This window comes from Pseudomonas sp. NFIX10 (genome assembly GCF_900111955.1).
Lineage (GTDB): Bacteria > Pseudomonadota > Gammaproteobacteria > Pseudomonadales > Pseudomonadaceae > Aquipseudomonas > Aquipseudomonas fluorescens_AA.
Map to the genome: position 1 here is coordinate 1 of NZ_FOKH01000012.1, position 19,503 is coordinate 19,503.

The 19,503-nt window shown below is 61.9% G+C and carries 19 protein-coding genes and 1 pseudogene; 17 read left to right on the forward strand and 3 right to left on the reverse strand.

Annotated elements, in window-relative coordinates; genetic code table 11:
• Positions 1-450: 450 nt before the first annotated feature.
• The 7 genes from hslV (at position 451) to BM321_RS13115 (ending at position 8,421) form a co-directional block, all read left to right on the forward strand.
• Entirely contained in the window at positions 451-981 is a 531-nt protein-coding gene (gene hslV / locus BM321_RS13085) for an ATP-dependent protease subunit HslV (RefSeq protein WP_092442793.1), read from the forward strand.
• A gap of 50 nt (positions 982-1,031) precedes the next feature.
• Positions 1,032-2,369: an ATP-dependent protease ATPase subunit HslU gene (gene hslU / locus BM321_RS13090; protein WP_072407360.1), complete on the forward strand. Its 1,338-nt coding sequence runs from the start codon at positions 1,032-1,034 to the stop codon at positions 2,367-2,369.
• Between the two features lie 168 nt (positions 2,370-2,537).
• Complete coding sequence (locus BM321_RS13095; RefSeq protein WP_060739567.1) at positions 2,538-2,915, forward strand: gamma-butyrobetaine hydroxylase family protein; 378 nt, start codon at positions 2,538-2,540, stop codon at positions 2,913-2,915.
• 278 nt (positions 2,916-3,193) lie between these two features.
• Positions 3,194-4,873 (forward strand): class II poly(R)-hydroxyalkanoic acid synthase, encoded by a 1,680-nt coding sequence (phaC, locus tag BM321_RS13100; RefSeq protein WP_060739568.1) that lies wholly within the window; start codon positions 3,194-3,196, stop codon positions 4,871-4,873.
• 213 nt (positions 4,874-5,086) lie between these two features.
• Positions 5,087-5,944 carry a poly(3-hydroxyalkanoate) depolymerase gene (gene phaZ, locus BM321_RS13105; protein ID WP_003186648.1) on the forward strand — a complete coding sequence of 286 codons (858 nt, stop codon included), beginning with the start codon at positions 5,087-5,089 and terminating at the stop codon, positions 5,942-5,944.
• Between the two features lie 113 nt (positions 5,945-6,057).
• Positions 6,058-7,740: a class II poly(R)-hydroxyalkanoic acid synthase gene (phaC, locus tag BM321_RS13110; RefSeq protein WP_092328827.1), complete on the forward strand. Its 1,683-nt coding sequence runs from the start codon at positions 6,058-6,060 to the stop codon at positions 7,738-7,740.
• Between the two features lie 60 nt (positions 7,741-7,800).
• A complete protein-coding gene (locus BM321_RS13115; protein ID WP_092253156.1) occupies positions 7,801-8,421 on the forward strand; it encodes a TetR/AcrR family transcriptional regulator in 621 nt (206 codons plus the stop codon).
• 207 nt (positions 8,422-8,628) lie between these two features.
• Here the strand turns inward: BM321_RS13115 and BM321_RS13120 are convergent, their stop codons facing one another.
• The 3 genes from BM321_RS13120 to BM321_RS13130 all read right to left on the reverse strand — a co-directional run bounded on the left by BM321_RS13120 (position 8,629) and on the right by BM321_RS13130 (position 10,503).
• Complete coding sequence (locus BM321_RS13120) at positions 8,629-9,528, reverse strand: phasin family protein (RefSeq protein ID WP_092442794.1); 900 nt, start codon at positions 9,526-9,528, stop codon at positions 8,629-8,631.
• A 10-nt stretch (positions 9,529-9,538) separates the two neighbouring features.
• A complete protein-coding gene (locus BM321_RS13125) occupies positions 9,539-9,961 on the reverse strand; it encodes a phasin family protein (protein WP_060739572.1) in 423 nt (140 codons plus the stop codon).
• 266 nt (positions 9,962-10,227) lie between these two features.
• Positions 10,228-10,503 (reverse strand): polyhydroxyalkanoic acid system family protein, encoded by a 276-nt coding sequence (locus BM321_RS13130; protein ID WP_060739573.1) that lies wholly within the window; start codon positions 10,501-10,503, stop codon positions 10,228-10,230.
• A gap of 155 nt (positions 10,504-10,658) precedes the next feature.
• Between BM321_RS13130 and ubiE the strand changes: the two genes are divergently transcribed.
• From ubiE to BM321_RS13180, 10 genes and pseudogenes are all read left to right on the forward strand, one after another.
• A complete protein-coding gene (gene ubiE / locus BM321_RS13135) occupies positions 10,659-11,429 on the forward strand; it encodes a bifunctional demethylmenaquinone methyltransferase/2-methoxy-6-polyprenyl-1,4-benzoquinol methylase UbiE (RefSeq protein ID WP_092442795.1) in 771 nt (256 codons plus the stop codon).
• Positions 11,429-12,053, forward strand: a pseudogene (locus BM321_RS13140) (SCP2 domain-containing protein). The gene ubiE and the pseudogene BM321_RS13140 overlap by 1 nt, the downstream one beginning before the upstream one ends.
• Positions 12,050-13,654: a ubiquinone biosynthesis regulatory protein kinase UbiB gene (ubiB, locus tag BM321_RS13145; RefSeq protein ID WP_092203308.1), complete on the forward strand. Its 1,605-nt coding sequence runs from the start codon at positions 12,050-12,052 to the stop codon at positions 13,652-13,654. The pseudogene BM321_RS13140 and the gene ubiB overlap by 4 nt, the downstream one beginning before the upstream one ends.
• A gap of 81 nt (positions 13,655-13,735) precedes the next feature.
• Positions 13,736-14,134 carry a phosphoribosyl-AMP cyclohydrolase gene (gene hisI / locus BM321_RS13150; RefSeq protein ID WP_003196931.1) on the forward strand — a complete coding sequence of 133 codons (399 nt, stop codon included), beginning with the start codon at positions 13,736-13,738 and terminating at the stop codon, positions 14,132-14,134.
• Positions 14,127-14,459 carry a phosphoribosyl-ATP diphosphatase gene (locus BM321_RS13155; protein ID WP_003186671.1) on the forward strand — a complete coding sequence of 111 codons (333 nt, stop codon included), beginning with the start codon at positions 14,127-14,129 and terminating at the stop codon, positions 14,457-14,459. Before hisI ends, BM321_RS13155 begins: the two co-directional genes overlap by 8 nt.
• A 24-nt stretch (positions 14,460-14,483) precedes the next feature.
• The gene (locus BM321_RS13160) at positions 14,484-14,771 is read left to right on the forward strand and encodes a twin-arginine translocase TatA/TatE family subunit (protein ID WP_092442797.1); all 288 of its coding nucleotides are present in this window, start codon (positions 14,484-14,486) and stop codon (positions 14,769-14,771) included.
• A 10-nt stretch (positions 14,772-14,781) separates the two neighbouring features.
• Complete coding sequence (gene tatB / locus BM321_RS13165; RefSeq protein WP_092328811.1) at positions 14,782-15,201, forward strand: Sec-independent protein translocase protein TatB; 420 nt, start codon at positions 14,782-14,784, stop codon at positions 15,199-15,201.
• The gene (tatC, locus tag BM321_RS13170) at positions 15,198-15,995 is read left to right on the forward strand and encodes a twin-arginine translocase subunit TatC (protein WP_092203302.1); all 798 of its coding nucleotides are present in this window, start codon (positions 15,198-15,200) and stop codon (positions 15,993-15,995) included. Before tatB ends, tatC begins: the two co-directional genes overlap by 4 nt.
• Positions 15,992-16,699, forward strand: a complete 708-nt coding sequence (locus BM321_RS13175; RefSeq protein WP_092442798.1) for a 16S rRNA (uracil(1498)-N(3))-methyltransferase — start codon at positions 15,992-15,994, stop codon at positions 16,697-16,699. The genes tatC and BM321_RS13175 overlap by 4 nt, the downstream gene beginning before the upstream one ends.
• A gap of 131 nt (positions 16,700-16,830) precedes the next feature.
• Complete coding sequence (locus BM321_RS13180) at positions 16,831-18,747, forward strand: methyl-accepting chemotaxis protein (RefSeq protein WP_092442799.1); 1,917 nt, start codon at positions 16,831-16,833, stop codon at positions 18,745-18,747.
• The last annotated feature ends 756 nt before the right edge of the window (positions 18,748-19,503 follow it).

The window sequence follows — 19,503 nt, forward strand, 5'->3', positions numbered from 1 at the left end:
ACGTCAATACCGGCACAGTGATGATGGATAATCTCAAAACGCTTTTGGTTCTTGCGCGCCATGACAATTCCTCGCAGGATTGAATGACGCGCGCGGGGTACACGGTGGCGAAAGGATTCACTCTCTTATACGAGGTCACGGCCTGGCCGTGCCATCAACGACTCCACGCCGATACCGTGCAGGCCACTCTCCCTCTCGGGTGCTGTCACACCAGTGCTGGTTACGGCCTTTGCCCCGCGCGCGTTCTTCAACTGTAGAGGGATCCCTGTTTGCTGCGCGACAGCGCAGCGTCGAAGACGCGGCGGGATCTCCCTCGCCACAGAGCATTTCTTTGACACAAACGGCCAGATGCCGCTCGTCCCCTCCCCCACCCCGCAGTTGAAAAACCCCACGCCACCCCCATATGAGTTCCATCCGGGCATTTTCGCCCCGCTGCGTGGAGACTCTCCCTTGACCACCATCGTTTCAGTCCGCCGTCATGGCAAAGTCGTCATGGGCGGCGACGGCCAGGTTTCACTGGGCAACACCGTGATGAAAGGCAACGCGAAGAAAGTCCGCCGCCTGTATCGCGGCGAGGTCATCGCCGGGTTCGCCGGCGCCACCGCCGATGCTTTCACCCTGTTCGAACGATTCGAAGTCCAGCTTGAAAAACACCAGGGCCATCTGGTCCGCGCCGCCGTGGAGCTGGCCAAGGAATGGCGGACCGACCGCTCCCTGAGCCGCCTCGAAGCCATGCTCGCGGTCGCCAACAAGGACGCCTCGCTGATCATCACCGGCAACGGCGACGTCGTTGAGCCCGAGGATGGCTTGATCGCCATGGGGTCCGGCGGTGCCTACGCCCAGGCCGCGGCCAGCGCCCTGCTGAAAAAAACCGACCTGTCGGCCCGTGAGATCGTCGAGACTGCCTTGGGCATCGCCGGCGACATCTGCGTCTTCACCAACCACACCCAGACCATTGAGGAGCAGGACCTCGCCGAATAAGCCTGCCACCTGCGCACCGGCTCATTCTTGCTTGAGGACCGCCAATTATTATGTCCATGACTCCCCGCGAAATCGTCCACGAACTCAACCGCCATATCATCGGCCAGGACGATGCCAAGCGCGCCGTCGCCATCGCCCTGCGTAACCGCTGGCGCCGGATGCAACTGCCCGAAGAGCTGCGCGTCGAAGTGACCCCCAAGAACATCCTGATGATCGGCCCGACCGGTGTCGGCAAGACCGAAATCGCCCGGCGCCTGGCCAAGCTCGCCAACGCGCCGTTCATCAAGGTCGAAGCCACCAAGTTCACCGAAGTCGGGTATGTCGGCCGCGACGTCGAGTCGATCATCCGTGACCTGGCCGATGCCGCCATCAAGCTGTTGCGCGAACAGGAAATCACCAAGGTCCGCCACCGCGCCGAAGACGCCGCCGAAGAGCGCATCCTCGACGCCCTGCTGCCACCGGCGCGCATGGGCTTCAACGCCGACGCCGCCGCGACCCAGGACACCAACACCCGTCAGCTGTTCCGCAAGCGCCTGCGCGAAGGCCAGTTGGACGACAAGGAAATCGAGATCGAAGTGGCCGAAATGGCCGGCGTCGACATTTCCGCGCCGCCGGGCATGGAAGAAATGACCAACCAGTTGCAGAGCCTGTTCGCCAACATGGGCAAGGGCAAGAAGAAAAGCCGCAAGCTCAAGGTCAAGGAAGCGCTGAAGCTGGTGCGCGACGAAGAAGCCGGCCGCCTGGTCAACGAAGAAGAATTGAAGGCCAAGGCCCTGGAAGCGGTCGAACAGCATGGCATCGTGTTCATCGACGAAATCGACAAGGTCGCCAAGCGCGGCAACGTCGGTGGCGCCGATGTGTCCCGCGAAGGTGTACAACGCGACCTGCTGCCGCTGATCGAGGGCTGCACGGTCAACACCAAGCTGGGCATGGTCAAGACCGACCACATCCTGTTCATCGCCTCCGGCGCGTTCCACCTGAGCAAGCCGAGCGACCTGGTGCCGGAGCTGCAAGGTCGCCTGCCGATCCGTGTCGAACTCAAGGCGCTGACGCCGGAAGACTTCGAACGCATCCTCAGCGAGCCCCATGCGTCCCTGACCGAGCAGTATTGCGCGCTGCTCAAGACCGAAGGCCTGAGCATCGAGTTCACGCCAGAAGGCATCAAGCGCCTGGCCCAGATCGCCTGGCAGGTCAACGAGAAGACCGAGAACATCGGTGCCCGTCGCCTGCACACGCTGCTCGAACGCTTGCTCGAGGAAGTGTCGTTCAGCGCCGGCGACCTGGCCAGCGCCCACAACGAAGCGCCGATCCTCATCGACGCCGAGTACGTCAACAGCCACTTGGGTGAATTGGCGCAGAACGAAGACCTGTCGCGGTATATCCTGTAACCCACCGACAAATTTCCCGGTACCTGTGGGAGCGAGCTTGCTCGCGATGGCGGCATAACATTCAACCCATGTGTTGACTGTCAACCCCTCATCGCGAGCAAGCTCGCTCCCACATGGGCCGTGTCGTTTTTGCAGATCAAGGCATCCTTCAGAGACGGATCACAGCCCATGACCAAACTCCCCACCGCCATCAACCTGCACAAAGCCTCCAAGACCCTGACGCTCAAATACGCGCCGGACGAGGAGTACCACCTGCCCGCCGAATTCCTGCGGGTGCACTCGCCTTCCGCCGAGGTCCAGGGCCATGGCAAACCCATCCTGCAATACGGCAAGCTCAACGTTGCCCTGACCAAGGTCGAACCGGCCGGCCAGTACGCACTGAAACTGACCTTCGACGACGGCCACGACAGCGGATTGTTCACCTGGGACTATCTCTACCAGTTGGCGGTGCGCCAGCAAGACCTGTGGAACGATTATCTTGGCGAACTCAAGGCCGCCGGAAAAACCCGCGATCCGAACGCGTCCGTCGTCAAGCTGATGCTCTAGCTCACGGGCTGGCGCTTTAGGGCGATTTTTCTAGACTCATCTGCTTGAATGCCCGCGCAGCAACGTCAATGACTGGCCTGCTTGCGAAAAAAATTAAACTCGGGTAACCAATGGAGCTGGCAAGTTCCCTGCAAAGGAACCGGCGAGTTCCTGGCATACGTTTCCTCATTGGCCCTCGATGCGGAATTAATGGTCACCCGAGCAGCGTACCTGGTATCGGATGTGTGGCTTCATGGCACCAACCGGGTACTCGTCTGAAGGACAATGGAGCGTCGTAGATGAGCAACAAGAACAACGATGACCTGAAGTACCAGGCCTCGGAAAACACCCTGGGGTTGAATCCCGTCGTCGGCTTGCGCAGGAAAGACCTGCTGGCCTCTGCCCGCATGGTGCTGAAGCAGGCCATCAGGCAACCGCTGCACAGCGTCAAGCATGTCGCCCATTTCAGCGTCGAACTCAAGAATGTCCTGTTCGGCAAATCCGAACTGCAACCGGCCGGCGACGACCGTCGTTTCGCCGACCCGGCGTGGAGCCAGAACCCGCTCTACAAACGCTACCTGCAAACCTACCTGGCGTGGCGCAAGGAACTGCACGCCTGGATCGACGACAGCAGCCTCTCGCCCGCGGACATCAGTCGCGGGCATTTCGTGATCAACCTGATGACCGAAGCCATGGCCCCGACCAATTCGGCGGCCAACCCGGCGGCGGTCAAGCGCTTCTTCGAGACCGGCGGCAAGAGCCTGCTGGACGGCCTGTCCCACCTGGCCAAGGACCTGGTGCACAACGGCGGAATGCCGAGCCAGGTGAACATGGGCGCGTTCGAGGTCGGCAAGAGCCTGGGCGTGACCGAAGGCGCCGTGGTGTTTCGCAACGACGTGCTGGAGCTGATCCAGTACCGGCCTATCACCGAGCAGGTCCACGAGCGACCGCTGCTGGTGGTACCGCCACAGATCAACAAGTTCTATGTGTTCGACCTGAGCCCGGACAAGAGCCTGGCGCGCTTCTGCCTGCGCAGCAACGTGCAGACCTTCATCGTCAGCTGGCGCAACCCCACCAAGGAGCAGCGCGAGTGGGGCCTGTCGACCTACATCGAGGCGCTCAAGGAAGCGGTGGATGTGGTCACGGCCATCACCGGCAGCAAGGACGTGAACATGCTCGGCGCCTGCTCGGGCGGCATCACCTGCACCGCGCTGCTGGGCCATTACGCCGCCCTCGGCGAGAAAAAGGTCAACGCCCTGACCTTGTTGGTGAGCGTGCTCGACACCACCCTGGACACCGACGTGGCGCTGTTCGTCGACGAACAGACCCTCGAAGCGGCCAAGCGCCACTCCTACCAGGCCGGCGTACTCGAAGGCCGCGACATGGCCAAGGTCTTCGCCTGGATGCGCCCCAACGACCTGATCTGGAACTACTGGGTCAACAATTACCTGTTGGGCAACGAACCGCCCGTGTTCGACATCCTGTTCTGGAACAACGACACCACGCGGCTGCCGGCGGCGTTCCACGGCGACCTCATCGAAATGTTCAAGAACAATCCACTGATCCGCCCCAACGCACTGGAAGTGTGCGGCACGCCCATCGATCTCAAGCAGGTCACCGCCGACATCTTCTCCCTGGCCGGCACCAACGACCACATCACACCATGGAAGTCCTGCTACAAGTCGGCGCAGTTGTTTGGCGGCAAGGTGGAGTTCGTGCTGTCGAGCAGCGGCCATATCCAGAGCATCCTCAACCCGCCAGGCAACCCCAAGTCGCGCTATATGACCAGTGATGACATGCCGGCCAAGGCCGAAGACTGGCAGGAGAATTCAACCAAGCACACCGACTCCTGGTGGCTGCACTGGCAAGCCTGGCAGGCCGAGCGCTCGGGCAAACTGAAAAAAGCCCCTACCGTGCTGGGCAACAAGGCCTACCCGGCCGGTGAAGCGGCGCCCGGCACCTATGTGCATGAGCGCTAGACAAGACAACTCGTCTGCCGAGGCGTGGGCTTGCTCACGAAAACACCCCGGCAGCCGACACGCTGGTAACCCCCCGGTGGGAGCGAGCTTGCTCGCGATGACGGTGTATCAGGCGACAGCGATGCTGGCTGTGATGCCCTCATCGCGAGCAAGCTCGCTCCCACAGGGACGGGCTACATGAACGACAGCGATTCACCTGACAGGGCTTGAAGCATGCCGCAACCGTACATCTTCCGTACCGTCGATCTGGATGGCCAGACCTTGCGCACCGCGGTACGTCCCGGCAAGCCTCACTTGACGCCCTTGCTGATTTTCAACGGCATCGGCGCCAACCTCGAGCTGGTGTTCCCGTTCATCCAGGCCCTGGACCCGGACCTGGAAGTCATCGCCTTTGACGTGCCCGGCGTCGGTGGTTCATCGACGCCCAACCGGCCGTATCGCTTTCCGGGCCTGGCCAAGCTCACCGCGCGGATGCTCGACTACCTCGACTACGGGCAGGTCAACGTGATCGGCGTGTCCTGGGGGGGTGCCCTGGCCCAGCAGTTTGCCTACGACTACCCGGAGCGCTGCAAGAAGCTGGTGCTGGCGGCCACGGCTGCCGGGGCGGTGATGGTGCCGGGCAAACCGAAGGTGCTGTGGATGATGGCCAGCCCCCGGCGCTACGTTCAGCCTTCCCATGTGATGCGTATCGCACCGCTGATCTATGGCGGTTCGTTCCGCCGGGACCCGAGCCTGGCGGCCAGCCACGCGGCCAAGGTTCGTTCGGCGGGCAAGCTCGGTTATTACTGGCAATTGTTCGCCGGCCTCGGCTGGACCAGCATCCATTGGCTGCACAAGATCCACCAGCCGACGCTGGTGCTGGCTGGCGATGACGACCCGCTGATTCCCCTGATCAACATGCGCATGCTGGCCTGGCGCATCCCCAACGCCCAATTGCACATCATCGATGACGGCCATCTGTTCCTGATCACCCGGGCCGAGGCGGTGGCGCCGATCATCATGAAATTTTTGGAGGAAGAACGTCAGCGTGCCGTGATGCATCCGCATCCCTCGCCGCTGGGCGGCGGCTGAAACCCGCCCATTAGCGCCTGGCAGGACGCCTGATCGCGCAACGACCCGAAACAGCGACTATGTTGTCTGGTTCGGTGTGTTTGTTTTTAGCCTGATGACGAAGGAGTTGACTCATGCGCGACAAACCGGCGAAGGGTTCCATGCCCGCCCCTGCCAGTTTCATCAACGCACAAAGTGCGGTCACCGGCCTGCGCGGCAGGGACCTGCTGTCCACTTTGCGCAGCGTGGCCACACACGGCTTGCGCAACCCGATGCACAGCGCCCGGCATGCGTTGAAACTGGGTGGTCAATTGGGCCGTGTGTTGCTGGGCGAAACCCTGCACCCCACCAACCCCAACGACCCGCGCTTCGCCGACCCCACCTGGCAGCTCAACCCGTTTTACCGCCGCAGCCTGCAGGCCTACCTGAGCTGGCAAAAACAGGTCAAGAGCTGGATTGACGAAAGCGACATGAGCCAGGATGACCGCGCCCGCGCCCACTTCGCCTTCACTCTGCTCAACGACGCCGTATCGCCGTCCAATACCTTGCTCAACCCACTGGCGGTCAAGGAGCTGTTCAACTCCGGCGGCGCCAGCCTGGTTCGAGGCATCAGCCACCTGGTGGACGACCTACTGCACAACGACGGCTTGCCGCGCCAAACCACGCCCCATGCCTTTGAAGTCGGCAAGACCCTGGCGACCACACCCGGCGCGGTGGTGTTTCGCAACGAATTGCTCGAACTGATCCAGTACCGGCCCATGAGCGAAAAGCAATACGCCAAGCCATTGCTGATCGTGCCGCCACAGATCAACAAGTTCTACATTTTCGACCTCAGCCCCTCCAACAGCTTCGTCCAGTACGCCCTGAAAAACGGTTTGCAGGTATTCATCATCAGTTGGCGCAACCCTGACGTACGCCACCGCGAATGGGGCCTGTCCAGCTATGTCGAGGCCACGGAGGAGGCCATGAACGTCTGCCGGGCGATCACGGGCGCCCGTGAGGTCAACCTGATGGGCGCCTGTGCCGGTGGCATGACCATCGCCGCCCTGCAAGGCCACCTGCAAGCCAAGCGCCAGTTGCGCCGAGTCGCCAGCGCCACCTACCTGGTGAGCCTGCTGGACAGCCAAATCGACAGCCCGGCCACGCTGTTCATCGACGAGCAGGCCCTCGAGGCCGCCAAGCGCCGCTCCTACCAGAAGGGCGTTCTCGATGGCCGCGACATGGCCCGGGTGTTCGCCTGGATGCGTCCCAACGACCTGATCTGGACCTACTTCATCAACAACTACCTGCTGGGCAAAGAGCCGCCGGCTTTCGACATCCTCTACTGGAACAACGACTGCACCCGGCTGCCGGCGGCTTACCACGGCGATCTGTTGGACTTCTTCAAGCACAACCCACTGACCCACCCCGGCGGCCTGGAAGTGTGCGGCACGCCCATCGACCTGCAGAAAGTGACGGTGGACAGCTTCAGCGTGGCCGGCATCAACGACCACATCACGCCCTGGGACGCCGTCTATCGCTCGACGCTGTTGCTCGGTGGCGACAAACGCTTCGTGCTTTCCAACAGTGGCCATGTCCAGAGCATTCTCAACCCGCCGGGCAATCCCAAGGCCAACTACATCGAAAGCGCAAAAATGAGCAGCGACCCACGGGCCTGGTACTACGATGCCGCCCACGTCGAAGGAAGTTGGTGGACGCAATGGCTGGGCTGGATCCAGGAACGCTCCGGCGCCCAGCACGAAACCCAGATGACCTTGGGCAACGCGAACTACCCGCCTCTGGACGCCGCCCCCGGCACCTATGTTCGCGTGCGCTGAAGCCCCCACCCCACAGCCAGGCGATTGGCCGTGGCACGACTCGATCATTAAGAAGACCGGATGAAAACCCGCGACCGCATCCTTGAATGTGCCCTGCAATTATTCAACGAAAAGGGCGAACCGAACGTATCCACGATGGAAATCGCCAACGAAATGGGCATCAGCCCAGGCAACCTCTACTACCACTTCCATGGCAAGGAACCGCTGATCCTCGGGTTGTTCGAGCGCTTCCAGAGCGAACTGGCACCGCTGCTGGACCCACCGGCGGATGCGCAGTTGGCGCCGGAAGACTACTGGCTGTTCCTGCACTTGATCGTCGAGCGCCTGGCCCAGTACCGGTTTCTGTTCCAGGACCTGTCGAACCTGGCCGGGCGCCTGCCGAAGCTGGCCAAGGGCATCCGTCAACTGCTCAACGCCCTGAAGCGAACCCTCGCCTCACTGCTGGCGCAGCTCAAGGCCCAGGATTTGCTGGTCAGCGATACCCAGGCCCTCGGGCAACTGGTGGAGCAGATCACCATGACGTTGCTGTTCTCCCTGGACTACCAGCGGATCCTGGACCGCGAGGGCGAGGTTCGACTGGTGGTCTACCAGATCATGATGCTGGTGGCGCCGCACCTGCCGCCCGCGACCAAGGTGGCGACGGAGCGGCTGGCGTTGCGGTACCTGGAAGAGCATGACTGACGACCAGCAGTGGAAGATCCATTGTGGGAGCGAGCTTGCTCGCGATTGCGGTGTATCAGTCAAGATCAATACTGCTGACCCACCGCTATCGCGAGCAAGCTCGCTCCCACATTGTTTTCCGGGTGATTTCAAGGTTTGAGATTGACCTGCGTACAAACAAAAACGCCCGACCTTCACAGGCCGGGCGTTTTTGCATGTCCCGCAGAATCAGGACTGGGTGGAAGGCGTCGTTGGAGTCGCCGATGGTGCTGGAGTGGCGACCGGAGTCGGAGCGGCGACGGAGTTCGTCGTGCTCGCCGGGGTTGCCGGTTTGGCGGCCGCGGTTGGCGCCTTGGGCGCGGCGGCTTTTGGCGCGGCCGTTTTTTTCACGGCAGGCTTTTTCGCCGCGGCGGGTTTGGCCGCCGCTTTTGCCGCTGGCTTGGCTGCAGGCTTGGCCGCTGCGGGTTTGGCTGCAGCAGTCTTGGTCGCTGGCTTGGCAGCCGGTTTGGCGGCGGGCTTGGCGGCCGCTTTCGCCGCTACCGGCTTGGCCGTCGTCTTGGCAGCAGGTTTGGCCGCAGCGGTTTTAGCCGCGGGCTTGGCCGCTGCTTTCACCGCTGGTTTGGCGGCGGGTTTTGCCGCAGCCTTGGCCAGTGGTTTGGCTGCCGTTTTAGCGGCCGGTTTGGCCGCCGCCGTCTTGGTCGCCACGGGTGCGACTTTGGCGCCGGTGAGTTTTTCGATCTGCTTGGTCAGGGTGTCGACCTTGCTGTGCAGCGCCTTGACTTCATTACGGCTCGGCACGCCCAGGCGCGAGATCGCGCTGTTCAGGCGCTTGTCGAAAGCCCCTTCCAGTTCGTCCCATTTACCCAGTGCCCGATCCTTCACGCCGCCGATGCGCGACTTGGCGGACTCGGCAGAGTCCTTGGCGGCATCGACTTGTTTGCCGACTGCCGTCTTGGTGAGTTTTTCGGCCTTTTCGCCGTCCTTAACCAGGGACTCGAAGAGCTTGCTGCCGTCAGTGTCGATCTTCGAGTACACGCCTAAACCAGCAAGCCAGATTTTGCGGGAATATTTTTCAATCTTCCCGGCCCACGAGCTGCCCTCTTTTTCTGTGATCTTTTTGCCAGCCATCCCGTTCTCCTTAATGTTTACGCGCGACACGTTCGAGCAATGCTGTAAGCTCATCGAGCTTAGCAGAGAGTGTCTCAACGTCATGTTTAGACGGAATGCCGATACGATTCAAGGCACTTGCAACACGCGCATCGAATACCTTCTCGACTTTATCGAGTTGTACTTCAACCCGGGCCTTGAAAGTATTGACGTCACTCTTGGCTTCAATCAATTCGCTGTTGGCCGCTTCAAGTTTCCCGGCAATTTTCTTTTTGCCTTTGGTTTCAATAACTTCGCCAGCCTTAACCAACTCCTGGAAGTACCCGCTGCCTTCCTGGCCGACCTTCGTGTAGGCGCCCAGGCCAGCCAGCCAGATCTTGCGCGCGTACGTTTTCACGTCGCTGAGCGTGGAAGATTCAACGTCGGTTTTTTTCTTCAGAATAACTTTGGCCATGGTGCACCTCACTCGAAAAAAGGTTTGAGGAACTGCCCGCACATGGACGGGCTCAGGCACAAAGTAGTGACAATAATTAGAAACGGCACCCTAACAACTGACACAAAACCGGAGGGCGATGACTATCCCGGTGGGAGCGAGCTTGCTCGCGATGGCGGAGTGTCAGCCAACCTTGATGTGACTGAAACAATGCAATCGCGAGCAAGCTCGCTCCCACAGGGTGGGGTGGGGAATTTCAGCTTTGCGTTCACCTCCCTTTTGGTCGATCAGGCCAACGCCTTATCCAACGCCTTTTCAATTTCCGTCTTGATCGTGCCGCTCATGGCCGACATCAACATGCCCAGCTCCACGTCGACGCGGATCGAATCCTCGCCCACATGCACTTCGCCCTTGACCCCGGAACGCTTGAGTTTCAGGGTGTCGCCTACCCACTGCGGCTCCAGGCCATAGCTGTCGGACAACTTCTGCGCCAGCTTGTCGGCCTTCTCTCGCGCCGCTTCCTTGCCCAGGCCATGGGCACGCTCAACAGTTATACGGGCCATCGGGTGACTCCTGTTTTATCGGGACTTGCCTGAACGTTTCAGACCCTGGCTGCGTCAAAACGTCCCGGCGGTGGCCCATCTTACCTTCAGCCTTGCCAAGACAAAGCCCTCCACCGGGATTAGAATGTCCCGCATTCTTTTTTGGTGACCGCGATATGACTGATCAGCGCAAAAGCAGCGATGCCGAACCCACCACTCACTTCGGCTTCAAGAACGTGCCGGAAAGCCAGAAAGCGGAAAAAGTCGCTGAGGTTTTCCACTCGGTAGCCGCCAAATACGACTTGATGAACGACCTGCTCTCGGGCGGCATGCACCGCCTGTGGAAGCGTTTCGCGATCGAGCTGTCGGGCGTGCGCAGCGGCAATCGTGTGCTGGACATCGCTGGCGGCACGGGCGACCTGACGAAGAAGTTTTCCCACATCGTCGGGCCGACCGGCCAGGTGGTGCTGGCCGACATCAACGAGTCCATGCTCAAGGTCGGCCGCGACCGCCTGCTGGACCTGGGGGTGGCCGGCAATGTCGAGTTCGTCCAGGCCGATGCCGAAAAGCTGCCGTTCCCCGACAACCATTTCGACTGCGTGACCATCGCCTTCGGCCTGCGCAACGTCACCCACAAGGAAGACGCCCTGCGCTCGATGCTGCGCGTGCTCAAGCCCGGCGGCCGCCTGCTGGTGCTGGAGTTCTCCAAGCCGACCAACGCGCTGATGTCCAAGGCCTATGACGCCTACTCGTTCGCCTTCATGCCGCTGATGGGCAAGCTGATCACCAATGACTCGGAAAGCTATCGCTACCTGGCCGAATCGATCCGCATGCACCCGAACCAGGAAACCCTGAAGTCGATGATGGTCGAAGCCGGTTTCGACCGCGTGACCTACCACAACATGACCGCGGGCATCGTCGCCCTGCACCGCGGTATCAAGCCCTGATGTTGCTCACCGGCCTGCTCGCCAGCGTCGAACTCGGCATCAACCGGGTGCTGCGCCTGGACAGCACGGCGCTCGCGCGCCTGGCGCACTTGAGCGGCAAGGTGATCGCCGTCGACTGCCGCAACCCGGCGTTGCAGTTGTTCATCCTGCCCAGCGACGAAGGCCTGATGCTCGCCGCCCACTGGGAAGCCGAGGCGGATTGCACCCTGCGCGCCCCGGCCTCGAGCCTGCTGAACCTGGCCCTGGGCAAGGACAAGACCGCGGTGCTGCACAGCCCCGAAGTCGAACTCGACGGCGACAGTGGCGTGCTGCTGGAACTGGCGGCGATTCTCCAGGACCTGGAACTGGACTGGGAATACGAAGTGTCCCGCTGGATCGGCCCGGTGGCGACCCAGTTGCTCAGCGGCCATCTGCACAGTCGCCGCCGCTGGTATCGCCAGGGCTTCGCCAGCCTGGGACAGAATCTGAGTGAATACCTGGCCGAAGAATCGCGTACCCTCGTAGGCCAACGCGAGGCCCAGGCCCGTTTTGATGAACTGGACCAGGTCAAGCTTGACCTGGAACGTCTCGAGGCGCGTTTCGAGCGCCTTTCCCGATCCCTTGAAACCAAGCGATAACGCATGAAGCTGCTTGCCGTCCGCCGTTTGTTGCGCATCCAGCGCGTCGTGATCCGCTACCGCCTCGATGACCTGCTGTTCGCCCTGCCGCTGCCCTGGTTTCTCCTGGCGCTGCGCTTCGTGCTGCCGTGGCGCTGGTTCCCCCGACGAACCCTGGACCTGACGCGTGGCGCGCGCCTGCGCCTGGCCTTGCAGGACCTGGGACCGATCTTCATCAAGTTCGGGCAGATCCTCTCGACCCGGCGCGACCTGCTGCCCGAAGACATAGCCGATGAACTGATGCTGTTGCAAGACCGCGTGCCGCCGTTCGATTCCAAGCTGTCGGTGGCGCTGATCGAGGAACAACTGGGCAAGAAGATCAGCGAAGTGTTCAGCCGTTTCGACGTCGAGCCCCTGGCTTCGGCCTCCGTGGCCCAGGTGCACGCCGCCCAGCTCAAGAGCGGCGAAGAGGTGGTGGTCAAGGTCATCCGCCCGGGCCTCAAGCCCATCATCGCCCAGGACCTGGCGTGGCTGTTCATCCTCGCCCGCGCCGCCGAACGGTTGTCGGCCGATGCCCGCCTGCTGCACCCGGTGGACGTGGTCCAGGACTACGAAAAAACCATCTACGACGAACTCGACCTGCTGCGCGAGGCCGCCAACGCCAGCCAGCTGCGCCGCAACTTCGAAGGTTCGCCGCTGCTCTATGTGCCGCAGGTCTATTGGGACTGGTGCCGACCGAAAGTACTGGTGATGGAGCGCATCTACGGCATCCAGGTCACCGACCTGGCGACCCTGGCCGACCAGCGCACCGACATGAAACTGCTGGCCGAGCGCGGCGTGGAAATCTTCTTCACCCAGGTGTTCCGCGACAGTTTCTTCCACGCCGACATGCACCCGGGCAACATTTTCGTCAGCACCGTGCAACCGTGGAGCCCGCAATACATCGCCATCGACTGCGGCATCGTCGGCAGCCTGACCCCCGAGGACCAGGACTACCTGGCCCGCAACCTGTTCGCCTTCTTCAAGCGTGATTACCGCCGTGTCGCCCAACTGCATATCGATTCGGGCTGGGTGCCGGCCGAGACCAAGCTCAACGAATTCGAAGCGGCGATCCGAACCGTGTGCGAACCGATCTTCGAAAAACCGTTAAAAGATATTTCCTTCGGCCAGGTTCTGATGCGCCTGTTCCAGACCGCGCGACGCTTCAACATGGAGGTCCAGCCCCAGTTGGTGCTGTTGCAGAAAACCCTGTTGAACATCGAAGGCCTCGGTCGCCAGCTGTACCCGGACCTCGACCTGTGGAACACCGCCCAACCGTTCCTCGAACGCTGGATGCGCGAGCGCGTCAGCCCGCGCGCCTTGCTGGGCAACGTGCAGAGCCAGTTCGAGCAGATTCCGCACCTGGCCAACATGACCCGCGACCTGCTCGAACGCATGTCCCAACCCCACGCCCACGACCCGGCGCCACCGTGGCACCGACGCAAGGACGACTGGCTGTTGCGCCTGCTTGGCGCGGCTCACCTGGGCGGCGGCGCGGTGCTGGCGACCGGCGGGCCGTTGAGCGAACTGGGTCACTGGCCGGCCGGTATCATGATGGCGGTCGGTCTGTATCTGGTCGTTCGCCGATAGCCAGCACCGATTCGCGCTGGCACACTGTTTCAACGCTGGGCCCGCCGACGTCAGGTGCGCGGCCCATGGTCGGAGTCAACGATGAAAAACTGGCAGGACGAGATCAAGTGGGACGCTGACGGCCTGGTGCCGGCCATCGCCCAGGACCACAAGACCGGGCGCGTATTGATGATGGCCTGGATGAACCGTGAGGCACTGGCCCTGACCGCCGCCGAGAACCGAGCCATCTATTGGTCACGTTCCCGTGGCAAGCTGTGGCGCAAGGGTGAAGAGTCCGGGCATGTACAGCACCTGCATGAGATGCGCCTGGATTGCGACGGCGACGTCATCATCCTGATGGTCGAGCAAGTCGGTGAGATTGCTTGCCACACCGGCCGTCAAAGCTGCTTCTATCGCGTCTTCGAGAACGGCGATTGGAAAACCGTCGACCCGGTGCTCAAGGACCCGCATGCCATTTATTCAGGACATACCCATGAGTGACACCCTGACCCGCCTGGCCCAGGTGCTGGAAGAGCGCAAGGGCGCCGCGGCCGACAGCTCCTATGTCGCCAGCCTGTACCACAAGGGCTTGAACAAGATTCTGGAAAAAGTCGGCGAAGAATCCGTCGAGACCATCATCGCTGCCAAGGACGCCGCCATCAGCGGCGACTGCAGCGACGTGATCTACGAGACCGCCGACCTGTGGTTCCACAGCCTGGTCATGCTGGCCCAACTGGGGCAGCATCCGCAGGCCGTACTGGATGAACTGGACCGTCGCTTCGGTCTGTCCGGGCACGTCGAGAAAGCCTCGCGCCCGTCCGCCTGATCCATTTTTGAGAGGAGTAGCCACATGGGTATCTTTGACTGGAAACACTGGGTCGTCATCCTGATCGTCGTGGTGCTGGTGTTCGGCACCAAGAAACTGAAGAACCTCGGCACCGATGTCGGCGAGTCGATCAAGGGTTTTCGCAAGGCCATGAACGATGACGAGAAACCGGCCGATCCGACGACAAACCAGGCTCAGCCCGCACAACCGACCCAACCGGTACATCCACAGGCCACTCAGCCTGTGAATGCGCCGAATACCATCGATGTGCAGGCCCAAAAAGTCGAAGAGCCCATCCGTAAAGACTCGTGAGCACTGACTAATGTTTGGGATCAGCTTCACTGAACTGCTGCTCGTCGGCCTCGTCGCCCTGCTGGTACTGGGCCCCGAGCGCCTGCCGGGTGCTGCGCGCACCGCCGGCCTCTGGATCGGGCGCCTGAAGCGCAGCTTCAATGCGATCAAACAGGAAGTTGAACGTGAAATCGGTGCCGACGACATCCGTCGGCAACTGCACAACGAACACATTCTGTCCCTGGAGCAGGAGGCGCGGAAAATCTTCACGCCCACCCAGCAGGAACCGACGCCAGTTCAGCCTGAGGCCGAGCCGACGGTGGCTCCCCAAGTGCCAGAAGGTGGCGCGCCGGTGGCTGAACCGGCGCCAGTGACACCGACGGTCGCGGACACAGCGCCCCCAGCTGTCCCTGCGCCTAACGATCCTACTTTGCCGCCGCGAGCCCCATGAGCGATATTCCTGAAAACGACCAGCCGATGCCGCTGGTATCGCACCTCACCGAGTTGCGCACCCGCCTGCTGCGTTGCGTCGCGTCGGTGTTCATCATCTTCGCCGGGCTGTTTTCCTTCACCCAGCAGATCTACACCTTCGTCTCCACGCCACTGCGCCAGTACCTGCCAGTAGGCGCGACAATGATCGCCACCGACGTGTCGTCGCCGTTCCTGACGCCATTGAAGCTGACGATGATGGTCTCGCTGTTCCTGGCGATCCCGGTGATCCTCCACCAGATCTGGGGCTTCATCGCACCGGGCCTGTACAAGCATGAAAAGCGCATCGCCGTGCCGCTGCTGGTGTCCAGCATCCTGCTGTTCTACACCGGCATGGCTTTCGCCTATTACCTGGTGTTCCCGCTGATCTTCAAGTTCTTCGCCGCCGCCACCCCGGCGGGCGTGGAGATGATGACCGACATCAGCAGCTACCTGGATTTCGTCATGACGCTGTTCTTCGCCTTCGGCGTGGCGTTCGAAATCCCCGTGGCCGTGGTGCTGCTGGTGTGGATCGGCGTGGTCGACGTGGCCTACCTGAAGAAGATCCGTCCCTACGTGATCATCGGCTGCTTCGTGGTCGGCATGATCCTGACCCCGCCGGACATTTTCTCCCAGACCCTGCTGGCGGTGCCGATGTGGCTGCTGTTCGAGATCGGCATCCTGTTCGGCAGCCTGGTGCGCAAGCGTCGGGAAGAAGAACCCGAGGACCAGCCGGTCGATGACCACAACGACCAGCCGCCAGCGACCCAAGCGTGAACCTGCTGCTGCTCGAAGAGGCCGATTTCATCGGGCCTGACCGCGTCATCCTGAGCGATCGCCGGTTGACCCATATGCAGGAAGTCCATCGCAGTGCCGTCGGTGACAGCCTGCGGGTCGGGCGCATCGGTGGGTTGATGGGCTCGGCCCAGGTGCTGCGCCTGGAAGCTCGCGAGGCTGAACTGCAAGTGACCCTCGACCAGCCGCCACCGGCCAAGTTGCCACTGACCCTGGTGCTGGCGCTGCCGCGTCCGAAAATGCTTCGCAGGGTCTTCCAGACCATCGCCACCATGGGTGTGCCGCGAGTGGTGCTGGTCAACAGCTATCGCGTGGAAAAAAGTTTCTGGCAGACACCGTTCCTCGAGCCCGAGGCCATTCGTGAGCAATTGATCCTGGGGCTGGAGCAAGCCCGGGACAGCGTACTGCCTGAGGTTGTTATCGAGAAACGCTTCAAACCCTTCGTCGAGGACCGCCTGCCGGCCATCGCCAACGGCACCCTCGGCCTGGTCGGCCACCCTGGCAACCACCCGCCCTGCCCGCGAGCGCTGACAGAACCGGTGACCCTGGCCATCGGCCCCGAAGGCGGTTGGATTCCCTACGAGATCGACCTGCTGGGCAAGGCCGGCCTGCAACCGGTGCAACTGGGCGAGCGAATCCTGCGGGTCGAGACCGCGGTTACGGCACTGCTTGCCCGGTTGTTCTGACCCGGCAACACCCACACAGGCACATGATCCTTATGGCGAGGGAGCCCCCAGCGCCTATTTTCTACAGATCCCGCCAACGCTGCCGATACAGATCCCATAAAACCAATTCAACGCTCCAAGGGAGTATCAGCATGTTCCGGTGGCTTGCCCAGGGTCTGGGAAATGTAAGCGTCAATCGCAAACTCGGCGCAGGCTTCGGCTTGGTGTTGTTCCTCACCTTGATGATCGCATTCACCGGCTGGTCCGGCCTGAGCAATGTCATCAGCCGGGGCGATAAACTGGGGTTCATTGCCAGTCTCAATGACTTGAGCAAAGACTTGAACCTGGCCAGCATCGACTACAACACCACGCGGGGCGAGAAAGGACCGCAAGCGGTCAACGATCTGCTTGGCAAGCTCGAGGCCGGGCTGAAAACCGCTCGCGAGTCGATCGAACAGCCGGCCGACGTCGCGTTGATCGACAAGCAACTGGCCGCCGTCGCCGAATACAAAGGCGCCTTCGCCCAGATGACCCGCGCTACCGTCAGCCGCGAAGATGCACGCAGCAAACTCGGCGCCAGCGCCGACAACGCCGTGGCCCGCGTCGCCGAAGTTGAAAAGTTGATGCTGCAAGCGGGCGACGTCACCCCGTTCAACAGCGTGGTCACCCTGAGCAAGGCCATCCAGCAGGCCCGCTACCAGGTTCGCGGCTACACCTACAGCGGCAAGAGCGAAGCCCAGCAACCCGCCCTCGAGGCCATCGACAACGTCCTCAAACTGCTCGCGCGCCTGCCAGACGAATTGCCCCAGGAACACGCCGCCAACCTGCAGCAGGCCAGCGACTCGTTCAATCTGTACCGCGCGGCGGTCGCCCAGTTCCGTGATTCACAAATCGAAAACGCCGCCGCACTCCAGCGTATGACTGAGCAGGGCCAGATTCTGATCGATTCCAGCCAGAAACTGACCGTGTCCCAGACAGCCGTGCGTGACCACGACGTTGCCCAAGCCAAGACGCTGCTGGTCGTAGCCGCCACGCTGGCGCTGCTGTTCGGTGTGATCGCTGCCCTGTTCATCACCCGGCAGATCGTCGGCCCGCTCGGCGAGACCTTGAAAGTTGCCGAACGCGTGGCTGCCGGCGACCTGACCCACAACCTCACCTCCGAGCGCCGCGACGAACTCGGCCAACTGCAACGCGCCATGCAAAGCATGACCGTCGGCCTGCGGCAATTGATCGGTGGCATCAGCGAAGGTGTGACCCAGATCTCCAGCGCTGCCGAACAGCTCTCGGCCGTGACCGAGCAGACCAGCGCCGGGGTCAATAGCCAGAAAGTGGAAACCGATCAGGTCGCCACCGCCATGCACGAAATGACCGCCACAGTGCAGGAAGTCGCGCGCAACGCCGAGGAAGCCTCCGAAGCCGCCGTCGCAGCCGACCAACAGGCCCGCGAAGGTGACAAAGTGGTGGGCGAGGCCATTGCCCAGATCGAGCGGCTGGCCAAGGAAGTAGGCAATTCCACCGCCGCCATGGGGGAGTTGAAGCGCGAAAGCGACAAGATCGGCAGCGTCCTGGACGTGATCAAGTCCGTGGCCCAGCAGACCAACCTGCTGGCGCTCAACGCCGCCATCGAGGCAGCCCGTGCCGGCGAGGCAGGACGAGGCTTCGCCGTGGTGGCCGATGAAGTCCGCAGCCTGGCCCAGCGCACCCAGAAGTCCACCGAAGAAATCGCAGAACTGATTGTTGGCCTGCAAAGCGGCACCGAACAGGTCGCGACCATCATGGACAACAGCCGCAGCCTGACCGACAGCAGCGTCGAACTGACCCGCCGCGCGGGAGGCTCGCTGGAGAACATTACTCGCACGGTTTCGGCGATCCAATCGATGAACCAGCAGATCGCAGCCGCGGCCGAGCAACAGAGTGCGGTGGCTGAGGAGATCAACCGTAGCGTACTGAATGTGCGTGATGTGTCGGAGCAGACAGCGTCGTCCAGTGAAGAAACTGCGGCCTCCAGTGCCGAGCTGGCGCGGTTGGGGGTTCATTTGCAGACGTTGGTGGGACGGTTCCGGGTTTAACTTGGCGTGGGGATACCCGTGCTCTTCAGGGCACACAGTATTCACGCACACCGCCGAGCCCTGTGAGAGCCGAGCTTGCTCGCGATAGCGGTGGGTTTGTTTGCATCAATGCTGAATGTACCGCCGCCTCGCGAGCAAGCTTTGCTCCCACACAGATTTTTGGTCGTTCATAGGATCAGCGTCCACCGCCGAGCCCTGTGGGAGCCGAGCTTGCTCGCGATGGCGGTGGGTCTGCTTGCATCAATGCTGAATGTGCCGCCGTCTTCGCGAGCAGGCTCGCTCCCACAATTGGATCGGAGTACGACTGGGTGAACCAGGTCGGCTATCAGCCCGCCTCGCGAGCAAGCTTTGCTCCCACACAGGTTTTTGGTCGTTTATAGGATCAGTGTCCACCGCCAAGCCCGGTGGGAGCCGAGCTTGCTCGCGATAGCGGTGGGTCTGCTTGCATCCATGCTGAATGTACCGCCGTCTTCGCGAGCAAGCTCGCTCCCACATTGGATCGGAGTACGACCGGGTGAATCAGGTCGGCTATCAGGCCGCCTCGCGTCGGACGTTGATCTCGGCGCCCCGTTAACCACGCTGGCCGAACGCAGGCATTGTGGAGTGGGCATCCCGGCATGGATGCCGGGATAGCCGCGCTGGGCCATGGATGGCCCTTCGCGGCGGGCCCACGGAGCAATGCCTGCGTTCGGGCACACCGAGCCTAGGCGAGGTGCCGAGTGGTGGGGCATAAAGCGTTTTGGTTACTTTTGCGCT